We start from the raw sequence: 16,285 nt of genomic DNA on the forward strand, positions 1-16,285 counted from the left end.
CCCATCAACAAACGCGGGTGATATTTATCACAAAAACTGTTAGTATCGCCCCCACTTTTTGGAAGGTTGGTTTTTGCCAACCTTTTGCTTTTACCATCCAACAACTTGGAATTCTCTGTGTTAACGACTGCAAACATCACCATGCAATTTGGCGATAAGCCATTATTTGAAAATATCTCGATTAAATTTGGGAATGGCAACCGTTATGGCCTGATTGGTGCTAACGGTTGTGGTAAATCTACCTTTATGAAAATCCTCAGTGGTGAGCTGGAGCCTTCTGCCGGTTCCGTCTCAACGGATCCTAATGAACGTATGGCCAAATTAGGGCAGGATCAATTTGCGTTCGAGGAATTTACCGTGGTGGATACCGTCATCATGGGCCATAAAGAGTTGTGGAAAGTAAAAGAAGAGCGTGACCGAATTTACGCGTTACCAGAAATGACTGATGAAGATGGTATGCGAGTGGGCGATCTTGAAACCGAATTTGCGGAGATGGACGGCTATTCTGCCGAAGCGCGCGCAGGAGAACTTCTGTTAGGTTTGGGCATTCCAGAAGCGCAACACTTTGGTTTGATGAGTGAAATTGCGCCGGGTTTGAAACTTCGAGTCCTGCTGGCACAAGTGCTGTTTGCTGAACCAGAAATTATGCTGCTTGATGAACCGACCAACAACTTGGACATGCACACCATTGCTTGGTTAGAACAAACCTTGCTGGCACGTAACTGTACCATGATCATCATCTCGCACGACCGTCATTTCCTGAACACCGTCTGTACTCATATGGCGGATCTTGATTATGGTGAATTACGCCTGTTCCACGGTAACTATGATGAATATATGATTGCCGCAGAACAAGCGCGTGAGCGTTTACATGCTGATAATGCGAAGAAGAAAGCACAAATGGCTGAACTACAAACGTTCGTAAGCCGATTTTCTGCCAATGCCTCAAAAGCCAAACAGGCAACTTCTCGTCAGAAACAGCTTGATAAAATTCAGCTTGAAGAAGTAAAACCATCAAGCCGTCAATCACCTTTTATTCGCTTTGATCAAAAGAAAGAGCTATTTCGTAATGCGTTAGAGGTAGAGGGTCTTAAACAAGGTTATGGTGATAACATCTTGTTTGATAACGTTAACTTAATGGTCGAAGTGGGTGAGCGCATCGCCATCATTGGTGAAAACGGTATCGGTAAATCAACCATGCTCAATACCCTTGCGGGTGTAATGGAGCCGATGGCTGGCATGATCAAATGGTCTGAAAATAATAACATCGGTTTTTACGCACAGGATCATGCGCATGATTTTAGCGAAGAGATGACCTTGCTGGACTGGATGAGTCAATGGAAAAACGAAGGGGAAGATGAGCAAACCGTACGGGGTATTTTGGGGCGCATGCTCTTTTCGCAAAATGACATTAAAAAGTCAGTCAAAGTGATTTCTGGTGGTGAACAAGGTCGAATGCTATTTGGTAAGTTAATCATGCAAAAACCGAACATTTTGCTGATGGATGAACCAACCAACCACATGGATATGGAATCGATTGAAGCGTTGAACTTAGCTTTAGAGAACTATAAAGGCACCTTGCTGTTTGTCTCTCATGACCGTCAGTTTGTTTCCTCTATTGCAACGCGCATTATTGAGATCACCAAACAAGGCGTGAACGATTTCCACGGCACCTATGATGAATATTTGGCTAAACAAGGCCTGATGGGTTAATTAGGTACATCGTGAACCTTTATGAAGCCATCGCACCGTGCGGTGGCTTTTTGTTTATTGGCTGCAAACTGAAACTCTAGGACAAAGAACCGGTTACTTAGTAACAAAAAAACGAGCATGAGGCGGTTATAACATTCGTTGTTGAGTGTTTTTTGTTCGTTCAAGAGTCAAAGTTATGATGGTATTGAAGAGTAAAAGTGATCTTATTCATATATTTATCAAAATACGGTTTTTAGGCTAAGAGCTTACTGACTATTTTTTTGTTTTTAATTTTTTTGATTTATTTTTGTTTTTATATTGTTAATTTAATGATGATTAATTGATCTTTTTCATGGCTTTTTTATTCGTAATTTTACACCTTTCTATGATTTTTACTTGTATGAAGTATTATGTTAACTAAATGTTAACATATTCGTGTCTGCATCACGTTTTCTCTATTGGCTATCAATATTGTCTTGAAATCCGATTTAACATTCTTTCATCGATTCACCTTAACCCTACATACCACAAGAAAGGATTGATGAAGATGAAAAAGGTCTTATTAAAAGCCGCCGTATTAACGCTTGCTATTGCTGCTGCGGGAGCACAAGCGAAAGATTACGAGATTGTAAACGTAGTAAAAGTCTCCGGTATTCCTTGGTTTAACCAAATGAATAAAGGGATAGAACAAGCCGCCACCGATTTTGGTGTGAATGCACGCCAACTGGGTCCTTCTACGCCAGATCCCGCTCAGCAAGTGAAAATTATTGAAGATTTAATCGCAAAGGGTGTGGATGCGATTACCGTTGTCCCTAATGATGTGACCGTGCTTGAGCCCGTATTTAAGAAAGCACGTGAAAAAGGCATTATTGTTTTAACCCATGAATCTCCTGATGGTCATAGTGCCGATTGGGATATCGAAACGATTGATAATCAAGCCTATGCGAGAGCGACCATGGATGAACTCGCAAAGAATATGGGAGAGAAAGGCGGCTATGCCGTGTATGTGGGTTCATTAACGGTGCCTCTGCATAATAACTGGGCAAATTTAGCCATCGACTACCAGAAAAAAACCTACCCCAATATGTATGAAGTCACTAGCCGTATGCCAGTGGCGGAAAGTATCGATCAATCTTATGCTGCCACTAATGATTTGATGAAAGCGCACTCAGATATGTCTGGCATTGTCTCTTATGGTTCACTTGGCGGTATTGGTGCTGGGGAAGCGATCAGAAAGAAACGAGCAAAAGATAAGATCAGCGTAGTGGGCATCATGATGCCAAGTCAAGCGGTTCCTTATTTGGCTCGTGGGGAAATTAAAAAGGGTTTCTTATGGAACCCCGCCGATGCAGGTTATGCCATGGTGGCTGTAGCGAAGCAGATGCTAGAAGGCAAAGATGTCTCAAAAGGCGTGACAGTTGAAGGGCTTGGTGAGGCGGACATTGATACCGAAAATCGTGTCATCAAATTCAATAGAATCTTAGAAGTGGATAAAACTAACGCTCGTCAGTTAGGTTTTTAACGGCTTAACGTTCTACCTCTACTTATTTGGGCGGTGCAACGCCGCCCTCTGACTTCTGGAGATTCTTATGTCAGGTACTCCTTTTATTACCCTTAAACATGTCTCAAAGCATTTTGGTTCAGTGAAAGCTCTAGATGGCATTGATCTTACCTTTAATCAAGGTGAAGTACATTGTTTAGCGGGCAAAAATGGCTGTGGTAAAAGTACGTTATTTAAAGTGATCTCCGGTGTTCATGCACCAGAGAAAGGAGCAGAAATCATCCTTGGAGGTAAAAGCTATGCAAAGCTTACCCCACAACAGTCGATTGAATACGGCATCCAAGTGATTTATCAGGATTTGTCATTATTTCCCAACTTAACCGTTGCAGAGAATATCGCTATTCAAGATCACATTGAGTGGTCGAAAGGGTTGGTGCAAAAAAAACGAATTCGAGACATTGCACTTACCGCGATGGCAAAAGTCGGTGTGAAGTTGGCGTTAGACAAAAGGGTTGAACAGCTCTCTATTGCTGAATGTCAGCTTGTGGCAATTTGTCGTGCTATGGCATCGGATGCCAAATTAATGATCATGGATGAACCTACCGCATCGTTAACTCGCACGGAAGTTAACCATCTGATTAATGTGGTTGCCGATCTCAAATCTAAAGGCGTCACGGTCGTCTTTGTGAGCCATAAATTGGATGAAGTGATGGAAATTTCTGATCGAATTACCGTTATTCGTGATGGAAAAACGATTGGAACGTATCAAGCCTGTGATGTTGACAGTGACAAGTTGGCCTTTTTAATGACGGGGCAGCGCTTTGAATTTACTCCGCTGGCACCTTACCACGAGCAAGGTGAGATCAAACTGGAAGTCAAAGGCCTGACGAAAAAAGGGCAATTTAGTGACATTTCTTTCTCTGTTCGCGCGGGTGAAGTGGTTTCTATTACGGGATTACTGGGTGCTGGCCGAACGGAGTTATGTATGGCGTTATTTGGTATGACAAAACCAGATGGTGGTCAGATATTGATCAACGGACAGCCGGTTTTCTTCGAATCCAACCGAGAGGCGATTGCTCATGGTATTGGGTATGTATCAGAAGACCGAATGTCGACTGGGCTGGTTATGGATCAAACCATTCAAGACAACATTACGGCCGCGGTGTTGGATCGATTGCAAAAACCGTCGGGTTTTCTCGACCACATCAAAGCGAATAAGCTGGTGGAGCTTTTGATTTCATCACTCTCAATTAAAGTGGCTGACCCTCAATTACCAGTGACCAGCCTTTCTGGTGGTAATGCACAGCGCATTTCTATTGCAAAGTGGATAGCGGCAGAACCTGAGGTGCTGATCCTTGACTCTCCGACCGTTGGCGTTGATGTCGCCAATAAAGAGGCGATTTATGCCATCGCCAAAGATCTTGCCGCAAAAGGAATGGCCATCATCATGGTCAGTGATGAGATCCCTGAAGTGTTTTATAACAGTCACCGTGTGATTGTAATGAAAGAAGGACGTTTTACTCATGACTTCTACCCCGCTTACACCACCGAACAAGAGATTATGGAGGCCGTCAATGGTTAATTCATTTCGCTGGTCTCTCACGTCGTTAACGAAACATCATGAATTTTATCTGTCGATGATGATTGTTCTCATTGTGGGAGCACTAACAGCGACCTCTGAAGATTTTCTAACCTTAGGTAACTTATTTGATATGTCCGTCAGCTCAGCCATTCTTGGTATCATGGCTTGTGGGTTATTTGTTGTTTTGATCGCTGGGGGAATTGATATCTCTTTTCCTGCCACGGCGGCGATAGCGCAGTATGTGATGGCGACTTACCTTTTAACGCTCGGTGGCAATTTTATGCTTGCTTTTGCCATTGCTACCATGGTGGGGATTTTACTGGGAATGATCAATGCGATCCTTGTTTACAAGTTAAAAGTGCCCGCCATCATTATTACCATCTCCACCTTAAATGTTTTCTTTGGTTTGCTGATTTATGTCAGCAATGGTGAGTGGTTATACGGTTTTCCCGACTGGTTTATGGATGGTATCGAGTTATTCACGTTCACAGGTAGTGATGGCTATGACTATGGTTTGTCACTTCCGATCTTGACGCTCATTGTGATGGTTCTCGCCACTTCTTTTTTAATGACGAAAACTCGCCTAGGACGACAAATTTATGCGGTTGGTGGCAATGCTGATGCGGCGAGCCGGATTGGTATTAACCTTTTTGGTATTCATTTATTTGTCTATGGGTATATGGGGGCACTGGCGGGCATCGCTTCAGTCGTGCAAACCCAAATCACTCAGTCGGTTGCACCAAATTCACTGATGGGGTTTGAGTTGACCGTGCTCGCTGCTGTTGTTCTGGGGGGTACCAGTATGACAGGAGGAAAGGGAAGATTAATGGGAGTGATCCTTGGGGTTATCTTACTGGCAATTGTAAAAAATGGATTAACGATTCTAGGGGTTCCTTCTTATTGGCATACCGTTGTAACCGGTTTAATCATTGTATGCAGCATTAGCATAACGGCGATCAACGAGAAAAAACAAGCGATGCAGGGGGCATAATGGAAGTCATTCTCAATAAACTACAACTACCGACGGATAAAAATATTCGCTATTTGTTGGTGATATTAGTGGGTATTTTACTGGCCATGGGATTTTTGGCCGGTCCCTCTTTCTTTTCGTTTAATAACCTACAGTCGATGTCTTCTCAAATGCCATTATTGGGTTTGCTCGCGCTGGCAATGGCAGTCTGTATGTTAACCGGAGGCATTAATTTATCCATTATTGCCACGACCAATGCCTGCGGTTTGGTAATGGCGAGCATCATTACTCAAGCACCAGACAGTGTGGCGATGCTGGTGATTGCCTTGGCTGGAGGCGTGGCAATAGCAGTCATGATTGGGCTGTTTAACGGGGCGTTAATTGCCTATGTTGGTGTTTCTCCCATTTTGGCAACACTAGGAATGATGACATTGATCAATGGGCTAAATGTTCTTATTTCTGGGGGAAGCGTGATCTCTGGGTTCCCGAATACATTGTTGGTGCTGGGAAATGGGGTATTTTTCGGTATTCCCATGCCTCTTATTTTGTTTGCTGTCTTTGCGATCGGGCTTTGGGCTCTACTCGAGCATACCCGCTTAGGACGAACTATTTATTTAATGGGGTCGAATGAAAAAGCCACCCGTTTTTCAGGGATTAACACGAAAAAGGCCACCTTATCGGTTTATGTCCTCTCATCCATATTATGTTGGGTGGCAGCATTGGTCATGATGGCAAAATTCAATTCTGCTAAAGCCGGATATGGCGAATCTTATTTACTGATTGCCATTTTAGCGTCGGTGTTAGGCGGTATTAACCCTGATGGCGGTTTTGGGAGAATTATTGGTATTGCGCTTGCCTTGATAGTGCTTCAAACATTAGAAAGCGGCCTTAACTTGCTGGGAGTGAGCAGCTATCTCACCATGGCTTTATGGGGCGGTATCCTGATTTTATTTATTTTCTTACAAAAGAATAAGGCTTAACGGTGAAATCTATGAGTATTTATTTTATCGGCGTTGATGTAGGCAGTGGTAGCGCACGAGCTGGGGTATTTGATGCCAATGGACATAAAGTAGGTGAAGCGAAACGCGATACGCTTATGTTTAAGCCACAAGCCGATTTTGTTGAACAATCGTCGGAAGATATTTGGCAGTCGGTGTGCCTAGCGGTGAAAGATGCGGTATCTCAGGCCAATATCGATCCGATTCAAGTCAAAGGGATAGGGTTTGATGCAACCTGTTCTCTGGTGGTGTTGGACCCACATGGTCAACCTTTAACCGTGAGCCCAACGGGGCGTAGTGAACAGAACATTATCATGTGGATGGATCATCGAGCCATCGTTCAAGCCGATCGCATTAATAAAACGGAGCATCCTGTGCTGGCTTATGTGGGGAGTCGGATTTCACCTGAGATGCAAACCCCAAAGTTACTCTGGCTAAAGCAAAACATGCCGAATACTTGGTCAAAAGCGGGGTATTTTTTTGATTTACCGGATTTTTTAACTTGGAAAGCTACCTTTGATGATAGTCGTTCATTGTGTTCAACCGTCTGTAAGTGGACCTATCTGGGCCATGAAGGTCGATGGGATAAAAGCTTTTTCAAAGAAGTGGGTCTTGATGATTTACTCGACAGTAATGCGAAAGTGATTGGCGAACGTATTTTGCCAATGGGGCAACCAGTAGGAAACGGGTTAACCGCTCATGCGGCTTCAGATCTCGGTTTAATGGCTGGAACCGCCGTTGCGACCTCCATCATTGATGCCCATGCGGGGGGAATTGGTGTCTTAGGTGCGGCAGGAATGACGGGGGATAAAGCGGATTTTAATAAGCGGTTAGCCTTAATTGGTGGCACTTCCTCTTGTCACATGGCCGTTTCAAAAACCGCTCGATTTATTGATGGGGTATGGGGAGCTTACTACAGCGCCATGATCCCGGGGTACTGGTTAAATGAAGGCGGTCAGTCTGCAACCGGAGCCTTAATTGATCATGTGATTACTTCTCATCCACTGTATGACAGTGTCAAGATACAAGCGGGTAAAGTAGGAAAAACGGTCTACCAGTTGTTAAATGATCGTTTGCTGAGTTTAGCGGGCAGCAAAGACAACATTGCCTTTCTAACCAAAGACATTCACGTACTGCCATATTTTCATGGCAATCGTTCACCGCGAGCTAATGCGCATCTCACGGGGACGGTTACTGGATTAAAAATGTCCCAAACCATGGATGATATGGCATTACTGTATTTGGCAACTATTCAGGGAATCGCTTTGGGAACTCGCCATATTATCGAAGTCATGAACCGCTCAGGCTACGAAATTGATACCATCATGGCTTGTGGGGGAGGCACCAAGAACAGTATTTTTCTGCAAGAACATGCGAACGCGACAGGATGTATTTTCTTGTTACCAGAAGAGAGTGAAGCTGTCATTCTTGGCTCCGCAATGTTAGGAGCCGTGGCCGCCGGTTTTTATAGTGACATTCCAGATGCCATGAATGCGATGAGTCGTATCAGTAAAAGTGTGACGCCACAGACCGAAAAAATTAAGCATTTCTATGACATGAAATACACTATTTTCCACAAAATGTATGAGGATGACATGGAATATAAACGGCTAATGACAGATTTCTAATCCATTCGCACTAGAAGCGTGAAGTGTCACCAATGAACGAAAGCCACAAAGAGAAGCGCGATCATATTGTGGCTTTTTTGTTCTAGATCGTTCGGAAATGCGCGCGGTTTTTAGTTGATATGAAATATTTATTTCATATCATTCCCTATTCTGTGAGGAGAGTAATAAAAAGCCTTTATATATCAATAATGTTTCTATTTTGTTGATCAATGTTCTTCAATTCCTCTCATATTATCCTTAATGAATACAGCCTCAAGGTTCATGGTGAGCAAAAATGTTGCGATACTCTCAATTCTCAAAAAAACAAAATAAAAATTTCATTTTAAATTATTGTGGAATTATTTTTTCGTTGCTATGGTGTGTTTGTCATTAACAAGAACTCATTGTTTCCATCCCGCTCATTAATGAAGTGAGAAAGCCAACACTCGTTATGCGGTAAAGCTTCAATGAAAAGATCATAAAAACATCCTGTAGAAGGAGAGTACCCTATGTATAACATTGCTTTGTTTGGCGCTGGTAGAATTGGACAAGTTCACGCCGTCAATATCGCTGAACATAAAGAAACCAACCTCTACTCTGTCATTGACCCTTATGGTGATGGTGCATCAAAACTGGCCGATAAATATGGCGCTAACATTCAAACCACAGAACAAGCTCTGGCCGATCCCAATGTCCATGGGGTGCTGATTGCCTCTGCGACGGATACCCATGCAGAGCTGATTGAACTGGCTGCACGAGCTGGGAAAGCTATTTTTTGTGAGAAACCTGTCCATTTAGATATTGAACGAGTCCGTGAATGTTTAGCCATTGTCAAAGAGCATCAGGTTCCTCTCTTTGTCGGATTTAACCGCCGTTATGATCCACAGTTTCGAAAAGTGCGTGAACAACTGAGTGCGGGTGTCATTGGTAAAGCGGAGTCACTGCTGATCACTTCCCGCGATCCATCGCCACCTCCTGCTCAATATGTCAAAGTTTCTGGTGGCATGTTCCGAGATATGACGATTCATGACTTTGATATGGCTCGTTTTATCATGGGAGAAGATCCTGTCTCTATTTATGCACAAGGCAGTAATCTTGTCGATCCTGAAATTGGTCAAGCGGGGGATATTGATACCGCATTCATCGTGATGAAATTCCCATCAGGGGCAATGGCGACGATTACCAATAGCCGTCGCTCTGGTTACGGTTACGATCAACGTATTGAACTGCATGGCGAAAAAGGTTTACTGCGCGCTAATAATATCCATGAAGATGTGGTGGAAGTTTGGGGCGAACAAGGCTGTGTGGCCGCAAAACCTGAACACTTCTTCTTACAGCGTTATGAAAAAGCGTATCGCGCAGAATGGCAGCACTTTGTGGATGTGTTATCTGGCCGAGCGAAGCCTGAATGTAGTGGTTATGATGGTGAGCAAGCATTATTGCTCGCGGATAAAGCGTTGGAATCACTGCACTCAGGACGTGAAATTACACTGTAAATCGTCATTAGCCTTCGCTAATCAGGTTGGCTAATTTATCGCCCAGCATGGAGATATAAAGGTGCTGGGCGTAATAAAAGCTTTTGGAGGAACCATGCTCGCTTTTATTTCATTTATCGGTTTTACGCTGTTCGTTGCGGGATTTGCCTACTATAAAACTCACAACGCACACCTTACTGATTCAACAGAAGGATATTTTCTCGGCGGTCGGTCGTTAACTGGGGTTTATATTGGCGGATCCATGTTGCTGATGAACCTCTCCACAGAACACCTCGTCGGACTCAATGGCTTATCTTTTCGTACTGGTTTTATTGTTATGGCATGGGAAGTGATGGCAGCCATGACCATCGTTCTTTTTGCGATTTTCTTTCTACCGCGTTATCTAAAACTGGGTATTTCGACCATTCCTGAATACTTAGAAAAGCGGTTTGATAAACAAACGCTGACCATTACGTCGATTCTATTCTTAGCCATGTATGTCATTTCACTCCTACCTATTGTGCTTTATACCGGTGCGATCGCTTTGGAAAGTTTGTTCCAAGTATCCAATGTATTTAGTGTCGATAAAGATACCGCTTTATGGCTAATGGTTTGGGGTGTGGGTACGATAGGGGCCATTTATGCTGTTTTTGGTGGCATTAAAGCGATTGCAGTGGCCGATACTATCAATGGTGTTGGGTTAATTACTGGCGGCTTGATGGTCACGTTGTTCGCTCTGGCTTATGTGGGCAATGGTGATATATGGGGCGGCTTAGTGGAAGTCTATCAAGCTCACCCAGAAAAATTTAACTCGATTGGTTCTGAAGATTCGATGGTACCATTTTCGACCTTATTTACTGGGTTGATCGTCTCCAATATGTTCTTCTGGTGTACCAATCAGTCCATTGTACAAAAAGCCTTGGGGGCGAAGAACCTAGCAGAAGGACAAAAAGGAGTACTGCTTTGTGCTTTCTTTAAACTGATGATTCCAAGTATCATTATTTTACCCGGTATTATTGCCTTCCATGTTTTCAGTGGGCAGATGGATAACCCTGACCATGCTTATCCTAGCCTTGTACAATTGGTTCTACCGGAAATGTTGGTCGGTTTCTTCGCTGCAGTGGTAGTGGGCGCGGTATTCTCTACCTTTAGTGGCGGGTTAAACTCTTCGGTGACCCTATTTACCGTCAATATTTTCCAAAAATCGCTTAAACCTGATGCAACGGAAGCACAAACGGTGTCACTTGGAAAATGGCTAGGGCTAAGTTTGGCATTAATTTCTATGATTGTAGCCCCGTTGGTGGCCAACGCACCAGATGGCCTGTTCTATCTTATCCAGCAGTTACAAGGTTTGTTTAACTCGCCGATTCTAAGTGTGGTACTGGTTGGGTTATTGACCAAACATGTTCCCGCCATTGCCGCTAAACTTGGGCTACTTTTTGGTGTGTCAGCCTATATTCTGTTTAACTTTGTGTTCCAAGTAGACATCCACTTCTTCCACCTTGTTGGGTTATTATTTGTTGCCAACGTTGTCTTTATGTTGACGGTTGGGTATTTCTATCCTCAGGAAGATCATGAAGATGTTTATACCGAACAAGTGGATATTACGCCTTGGTCTATGACACCTGCGGTGGCGGTATTGATCACGCTCGCTTCGGTCTCTATGTATGTGTTCTTAGCGCATAATGTGCCAACTTGGATCATGACTGGATACTATTTATTGGCTATGGGTTCACTGGGGTATGTCTTCTGGATCATTTTCCGTGAGTTAATGCGTAGTCCACGAGCCAAAATGATCAAAGCTCAGAAAGACGCTCAATAGTGACAAGTTTTTACCTTGGCGCTTACTAGAGTGAAATACGTATACCGCTCAATCTTTTCGCAAAAGGATTGAGCGATTTTCATTGATAGAAATAGGCTCTGCGATGGAACGTTCACTTTTACCCAATATTGTTAGTTATCTCTCTTCGATTGATCCCTTCGAGCGATTAGGAACACAAGAGCAAGAAGCCCTAGCGGCGGCAGTGGATATTCTCTATTTAAAGCAAGGCAAACCGCTTGCTGGAGAGCATATTGTCGGGCAGGGATTGTACCTTGTGCGAACAGGTGCGGTAGAGCAATACCATACAGATGGTACCTTGCGGGCTCGGCTTGCAGATGGTGACCTGTTCGGTTTTAGCCAGCTGTATCGTACGGGTGAGTGTGATTACCAGCTAGTGGCGTTAGAAAACACGTTACTGTATCGCATTCCTAAAACAGTTCTGTTACAGCTCATGCAAGATAACCCCGCGGTTAGAAATCACTTCTCTTCCAAAGAATCGGTGCGTTTGGCCCATTCCAGTGTGAAATGGGCCGGTGAGGAAATGCTCTATTTGAAACGTGTCAAAGAGGTGATGAATCGTAGTGTGGCAAAAGTCCATTCCGATACTCTGGTACAAGAAGTGGCACAAATTATGGTCAATAGTCACCGTTCCAGTGCGTTAGTGATGGATAATGATCAATTAGTCGGTGTGGTCACTGACAGAGATATGACCAAAAGAGTCATTGCGGCAGGGTTAACGTTAAATACGCCCATCAGTCAAATTATGACTCAACATCCTCAAACCATTCAGTCTGATGCCTTGTTGCTTGAAGCGATGGAAATGATGATGTTACACAATGTACGAAGCTTGCCAGTGTTGGAGGGGGAGCAGGTTGTCGGGGTATTAACCGCCACCAGTTTGACAGAAAAAAGCCATGTTCATGCGGTGTTTCTGATCAGTCGAATTTACCGGCAGGAGTCTTTGATTGAGCTAGTGAGTCTGGTTCCTCAACGACAAGCCGTATTTGATGCATTACTCTCTGCCAGTGTTGCCCCCACCATTATCCAGCAGATGATGACCTTGATCGCCGATGCCTTTAATAAACGGCTACTGCAATTGGCTGAGCGCGAATTTGGCCCACCTCCGATGGAATATGCTTGGTTTGCCGCCGGATCTCAAGCTCGCCAAGAGATGCATTTAAATTCCGATCAAGATAACGGCATCATATTGGCTAGAGAAGCGAATCAGAATGAGCGAGCCTACTTTCACAAATTAGCACAGTTTGTTTGCCATGGGCTTGATGCCTGTGGTTATCCATTTTGCCCAGGAGAGATGATGGCGAATCAGGCTCGCTGGTGTGTCTCTTTAGAGCAATGGCAAAAAAACTTCAGGCAATGGGTGGTATTGCCTGAACCTCAGTCATTGCTCGATATCAGCGTATTTCTGGACATGCGTTTTTTATACGGAGCAAAACCTTTGGTTGAGGCACTTAACCAAACCTTGCTGACTTGTGTCCGAGGAAACCAGCGCTTTCTTTCTATTATGGTGGCAAACTCTTTGCGCGTTAGTCCGCCACTAGGCCTGTTTCGTCAGTTTGTGTTAACCAAAGATGGGGATAATCGCCAAGTGCTCAATATTAAACAGCAAGCGGTGAATTTACTTGTTGAGTTAGCGCGAATTTATGCCTTAAATGCAGGGTGTTTTGTACCGGAAACGCACAAAAGATTAGCGTGTGCGGCAAAACTTGGGGTGATCAGCCATGGCAGCAAGCAAGAGCTACAAGAAGCGTTGAACTTTATCAATCAAGTCCGCTTTCACCATCAAGGTGAACAAGTACAACACGGGCAACCCCTGAATAATCAGATAGCGCCGGGTGAGTTGACGGCATTTGAACGTAGCCATCTTAAAGATGCATTTCGAATTATTGCTCGTTATCAAGAGGCGGCGAAACAACGGTATCATGCAGGAGGGCGCTTACGGTGATAAAGCATTGGTTTCGTCGTCAACACCCGCTCAGCAATAGTGATAAGTTACGATGTCACGCTTTGGCGCGATCTCGAATTCCGTCTCATTGCCTGCCACTTTTTAAGAAACCGTACCCTGATCCCAATACCCCGTTATCGCAGTTAAAGTGTGTGGTGTTAGACTTTGAAACCTCAGGGCTCAATCCAAGCCAAGATGAAATTTTATCGGTAGGAATGATCAATATTCATTACCCTGTGATGTCTCTTGCCACAGCTCAGCATTATTATGTTGAGTCTGAGCACTGTATTGAGGCAGAAACAGCGGTCGTTAACCATATCGTACCGGAAACATTGCTCGGAGGCATTTCACGTCATGAGCTGATTGAATGTTTGGTCGAAAGTTTAAGCGGGAAAGTGGTGATTGCTCATGGTGCTGAAATTGAGAAGCAGTTTTTACGTCAGTTGCTATCGCTAGAAGATTCGCTCCCTTTACCCCTGATCTTTTTAGATACAATGCGCTTAGAGCGCTCACTGATGAAATATCGAGGGGCCATGTATCCTGATTTACGATTGGCTCATATTCGAGACCAGAAACGGTTGCCTCCTTATCTTGCGCATAATGCTTTTGCCGATGTCGTGGCCACGGGTGAGCTATTTCTGGCGCTGGTCGAGGAAATTTGTGAAGATCAAACACCGCGTTTAGGTCCCTTGGTATTGCGTTCATTATGATGAATACGTTACTGTCCGTTCGCTTGTGAAATGAACGTTACAACATCGTGCTTGATCCAAATTTTTTACTTTATTTGAATAAAAACAGAAAAAAAATTTCATTATTACTTTATTTTGAATAAGATTGTCTAAAAGAGAAGATTGGAGTGTTGGGATGTTACCGGCAACAACCTTAAGTGAACTAGAAGATCAAATCCGTACTCGTTATGGTGAACTTAGCAAAAGATTGCAACAAGTGGCTGCTTATGTCTTAGATAATAAAAACAGTGTCGCTTTTGAAACGGTTTCCGCTATTGCTGAGCAAGCGAATGTTCCACCGTCAACCTTGATCCGCTTTGCCAATGCGTTTGGTTACAGTGGCTTCAATGAAATGAAACAACTATTTCGCAGTAATTTATTAGAGGAGACGTCCAGCTATACGGATCGTGTTCGGTTATTGAAAGAAATGGAAGGGGATACCACGCCACCAGAACGCCCGATGGATATTCTACAAGAGTTTGCACGAGCAAATAGCAATGCGATGCATCAGTTAGCGGCGCAAACCCCGGTTGAATATTTGGATAGCGCGGTTGAGATTCTCGCTCAGGCAAAGAATATCTATGTGGTGGGTTTAGGTCGTTCATTTTCTGTTTCATCGTATCTTGTTTATGCATTGCGTCACTTAAACAAGCGTGCTTTCCTCATTGATGGATTGGGGGGCATGTTTAAAGAGCAGATGAGTACCATTGAAGAAAATGATGTATTGATTGTGATTAGCTTCTCACCCTATGCAAAAGAAACGACCACAATCAGTGAATCATTAGTCGGTTCTGCGATTCAGCAAATTATCATTACCGATAGTCAAATTAGCCCATTAGCCTCATCGAGTGATGTCTGTTTTGTGGTGAAAGAAGCAAAGGTAGATGCATTTCGCTCTCAAGCCGCTTCCTTATGTTTAGCTCAAACTCTTGCTGTATCGCTCGCTTTTCATGATTCTGCAAACAAAGAGTAAGTAGCGGATTTATCCTTAGCATAAAAAACGTCAGCAATCAGTGCTGACGTTTTTATATAACAATCAAAATACCCAACTAAGCATGTTTGGCCTTATAAACCGGACCATTGACCCATTCATGGTCTGGCTCCCAAGTGAAGCACCATTTTCTTGAAGGGCCAGCCATGACATTTAAGTAATAGTTATCGTAACCGGCAATGGTCGCTACAGGGTGATAACCTTTTGGGGCTTTGACCACATCTTTATCATAAACCGCCATCGATTCATCTAAAGATCGATCATCGGTATAAACACGCTGTAAGCAAAAACCTTGGCTGGGGTTAAGGCGATGGTAGTAAGTTTCTTCTAAATACGTTTCATGAGGTTCGTTAGATTGATCGTGCTTATGGCTTGGATAGGAACTAGTGCAACCTTCATCAGTAAAGACTTCCACGACCAATAAGCTGTCTGCGGGTACATCATCAGGTAATATGTTATGTACATAGCGTCGGTTATTACCTTGGCCTCGTGCTTCAGCTTGGATATCTTTTGGTGTAATTAACCGAGTGGCATAGGTTCCTTTACCCGGCGCTTTACAGACGGCCAATTCTAGTGGCGTTAATGCTTCAACCTCACAACCTTCCTGAGCGGAAACATAAACAGCGTATGGTTTTTTTCGTTCAAAAGGGGTCATCCGCTCGCCGATATTTTCAAAACTTGCTGTTTCTGTTCTTATGCTTGCTTTGCCCGCGACTAGAACTAAGCAGAGTTCATTGCTTGATGCGGGTAGAACCAGTTTTTGCCCTGTTTTCAATTCATAAACTTCAAATCCGACATATTCCCAGCCCGCATTCTCAGGGGTTATTTTTTGCGTACACCCCATTTTATCTGGCGCTTTATACTTTGATAACAGTGTAGACATGCGACGTTCCTCAGTGGTTAGCAAGCCCATTTTCCCAGTGTATTCTCGTCATCTAGGTGTGGTTTGTTCTTCA

Annotated in this window: 12 protein-coding genes; 11 read left to right on the plus strand and 1 reads right to left on the minus strand. The window is 43.7% G+C overall.

Translation table 11 applies throughout. The features are described from left to right. The first annotated feature begins 117 nt into the window (after positions 1 to 117). The 11 genes from B5D54_RS03370 to B5D54_RS03420 all read left to right on the plus strand — a co-directional run bounded on the left by B5D54_RS03370 (position 118) and on the right by B5D54_RS03420 (position 15,311). Positions 118 to 1,713 (plus strand): ABC-F family ATPase, encoded by a 1,596-nt coding sequence (locus B5D54_RS03370; protein ID WP_078925069.1) that lies wholly within the window; start codon positions 118 to 120, stop codon positions 1,711 to 1,713. 526 nt (positions 1,714 to 2,239) lie between these two features. Further along, positions 2,240 to 3,214 carry an autoinducer 2 ABC transporter substrate-binding protein gene (locus B5D54_RS03375; protein ID WP_078925070.1) on the plus strand — a complete coding sequence of 325 codons (975 nt, stop codon included), beginning with the start codon at positions 2,240 to 2,242 and terminating at the stop codon, positions 3,212 to 3,214. Between the two features lie 67 nt (positions 3,215 to 3,281). After that, the gene (locus B5D54_RS03380) at positions 3,282 to 4,775 is read left to right on the plus strand and encodes a sugar ABC transporter ATP-binding protein (protein WP_078925071.1); all 1,494 of its coding nucleotides are present in this window, start codon (positions 3,282 to 3,284) and stop codon (positions 4,773 to 4,775) included. Beyond that, positions 4,768 to 5,766 carry an ABC transporter permease gene (locus B5D54_RS03385; protein WP_078925072.1) on the plus strand — a complete coding sequence of 333 codons (999 nt, stop codon included), beginning with the start codon at positions 4,768 to 4,770 and terminating at the stop codon, positions 5,764 to 5,766. The genes B5D54_RS03380 and B5D54_RS03385 overlap by 8 nt, the downstream gene beginning before the upstream one ends. Beyond that, entirely contained in the window at positions 5,766 to 6,725 is a 960-nt protein-coding gene (locus tag B5D54_RS03390) for an ABC transporter permease (protein ID WP_078925073.1), read from the plus strand. The genes B5D54_RS03385 and B5D54_RS03390 overlap by 1 nt, the downstream gene beginning before the upstream one ends. A gap of 11 nt (positions 6,726 to 6,736) precedes the next feature. After that, the gene (locus B5D54_RS03395) at positions 6,737 to 8,371 is read left to right on the plus strand and encodes an FGGY-family carbohydrate kinase (RefSeq protein ID WP_078925074.1); all 1,635 of its coding nucleotides are present in this window, start codon (positions 6,737 to 6,739) and stop codon (positions 8,369 to 8,371) included. A 488-nt stretch (positions 8,372 to 8,859) separates the two neighbouring features. Then, positions 8,860 to 9,846, plus strand: a complete 987-nt coding sequence (gene iolG, locus B5D54_RS03400; protein ID WP_078925075.1) for an inositol 2-dehydrogenase — start codon at positions 8,860 to 8,862, stop codon at positions 9,844 to 9,846. A 94-nt stretch (positions 9,847 to 9,940) separates the two neighbouring features. Beyond that, the gene (locus B5D54_RS03405; protein ID WP_040905021.1) at positions 9,941 to 11,647 is read left to right on the plus strand and encodes a solute:sodium symporter family transporter; all 1,707 of its coding nucleotides are present in this window, start codon (positions 9,941 to 9,943) and stop codon (positions 11,645 to 11,647) included. Between the two features lie 103 nt (positions 11,648 to 11,750). Next, entirely contained in the window at positions 11,751 to 13,610 is a 1,860-nt protein-coding gene (locus tag B5D54_RS03410) for a DUF294 nucleotidyltransferase-like domain-containing protein (protein ID WP_172459860.1), read from the plus strand. Beyond that, positions 13,607 to 14,320 (plus strand): 3'-5' exonuclease, encoded by a 714-nt coding sequence (locus tag B5D54_RS03415; RefSeq protein WP_078925077.1) that lies wholly within the window; start codon positions 13,607 to 13,609, stop codon positions 14,318 to 14,320. The genes B5D54_RS03410 and B5D54_RS03415 overlap by 4 nt, the downstream gene beginning before the upstream one ends. A 154-nt stretch (positions 14,321 to 14,474) precedes the next feature. Further along, positions 14,475 to 15,311 (plus strand): MurR/RpiR family transcriptional regulator, encoded by an 837-nt coding sequence (locus B5D54_RS03420; protein WP_078925078.1) that lies wholly within the window; start codon positions 14,475 to 14,477, stop codon positions 15,309 to 15,311. Between the two features lie 76 nt (positions 15,312 to 15,387). On the opposite strand, the gene iolB is transcribed toward B5D54_RS03420, so the two are convergent. After that, complete coding sequence (gene iolB, locus B5D54_RS03425) at positions 15,388 to 16,212, minus strand: 5-deoxy-glucuronate isomerase (protein WP_078925079.1); 825 nt, start codon at positions 16,210 to 16,212, stop codon at positions 15,388 to 15,390. Between the last annotated feature and the right edge of the window lie 73 nt (positions 16,213 to 16,285).

Origin of the sequence: Vibrio cincinnatiensis DSM 19608 (assembly GCF_900167345.1) — a bacterium.
In the GTDB taxonomy this organism is placed as follows: Bacteria; Pseudomonadota; Gammaproteobacteria; order Enterobacterales; family Vibrionaceae; genus Vibrio; species Vibrio cincinnatiensis.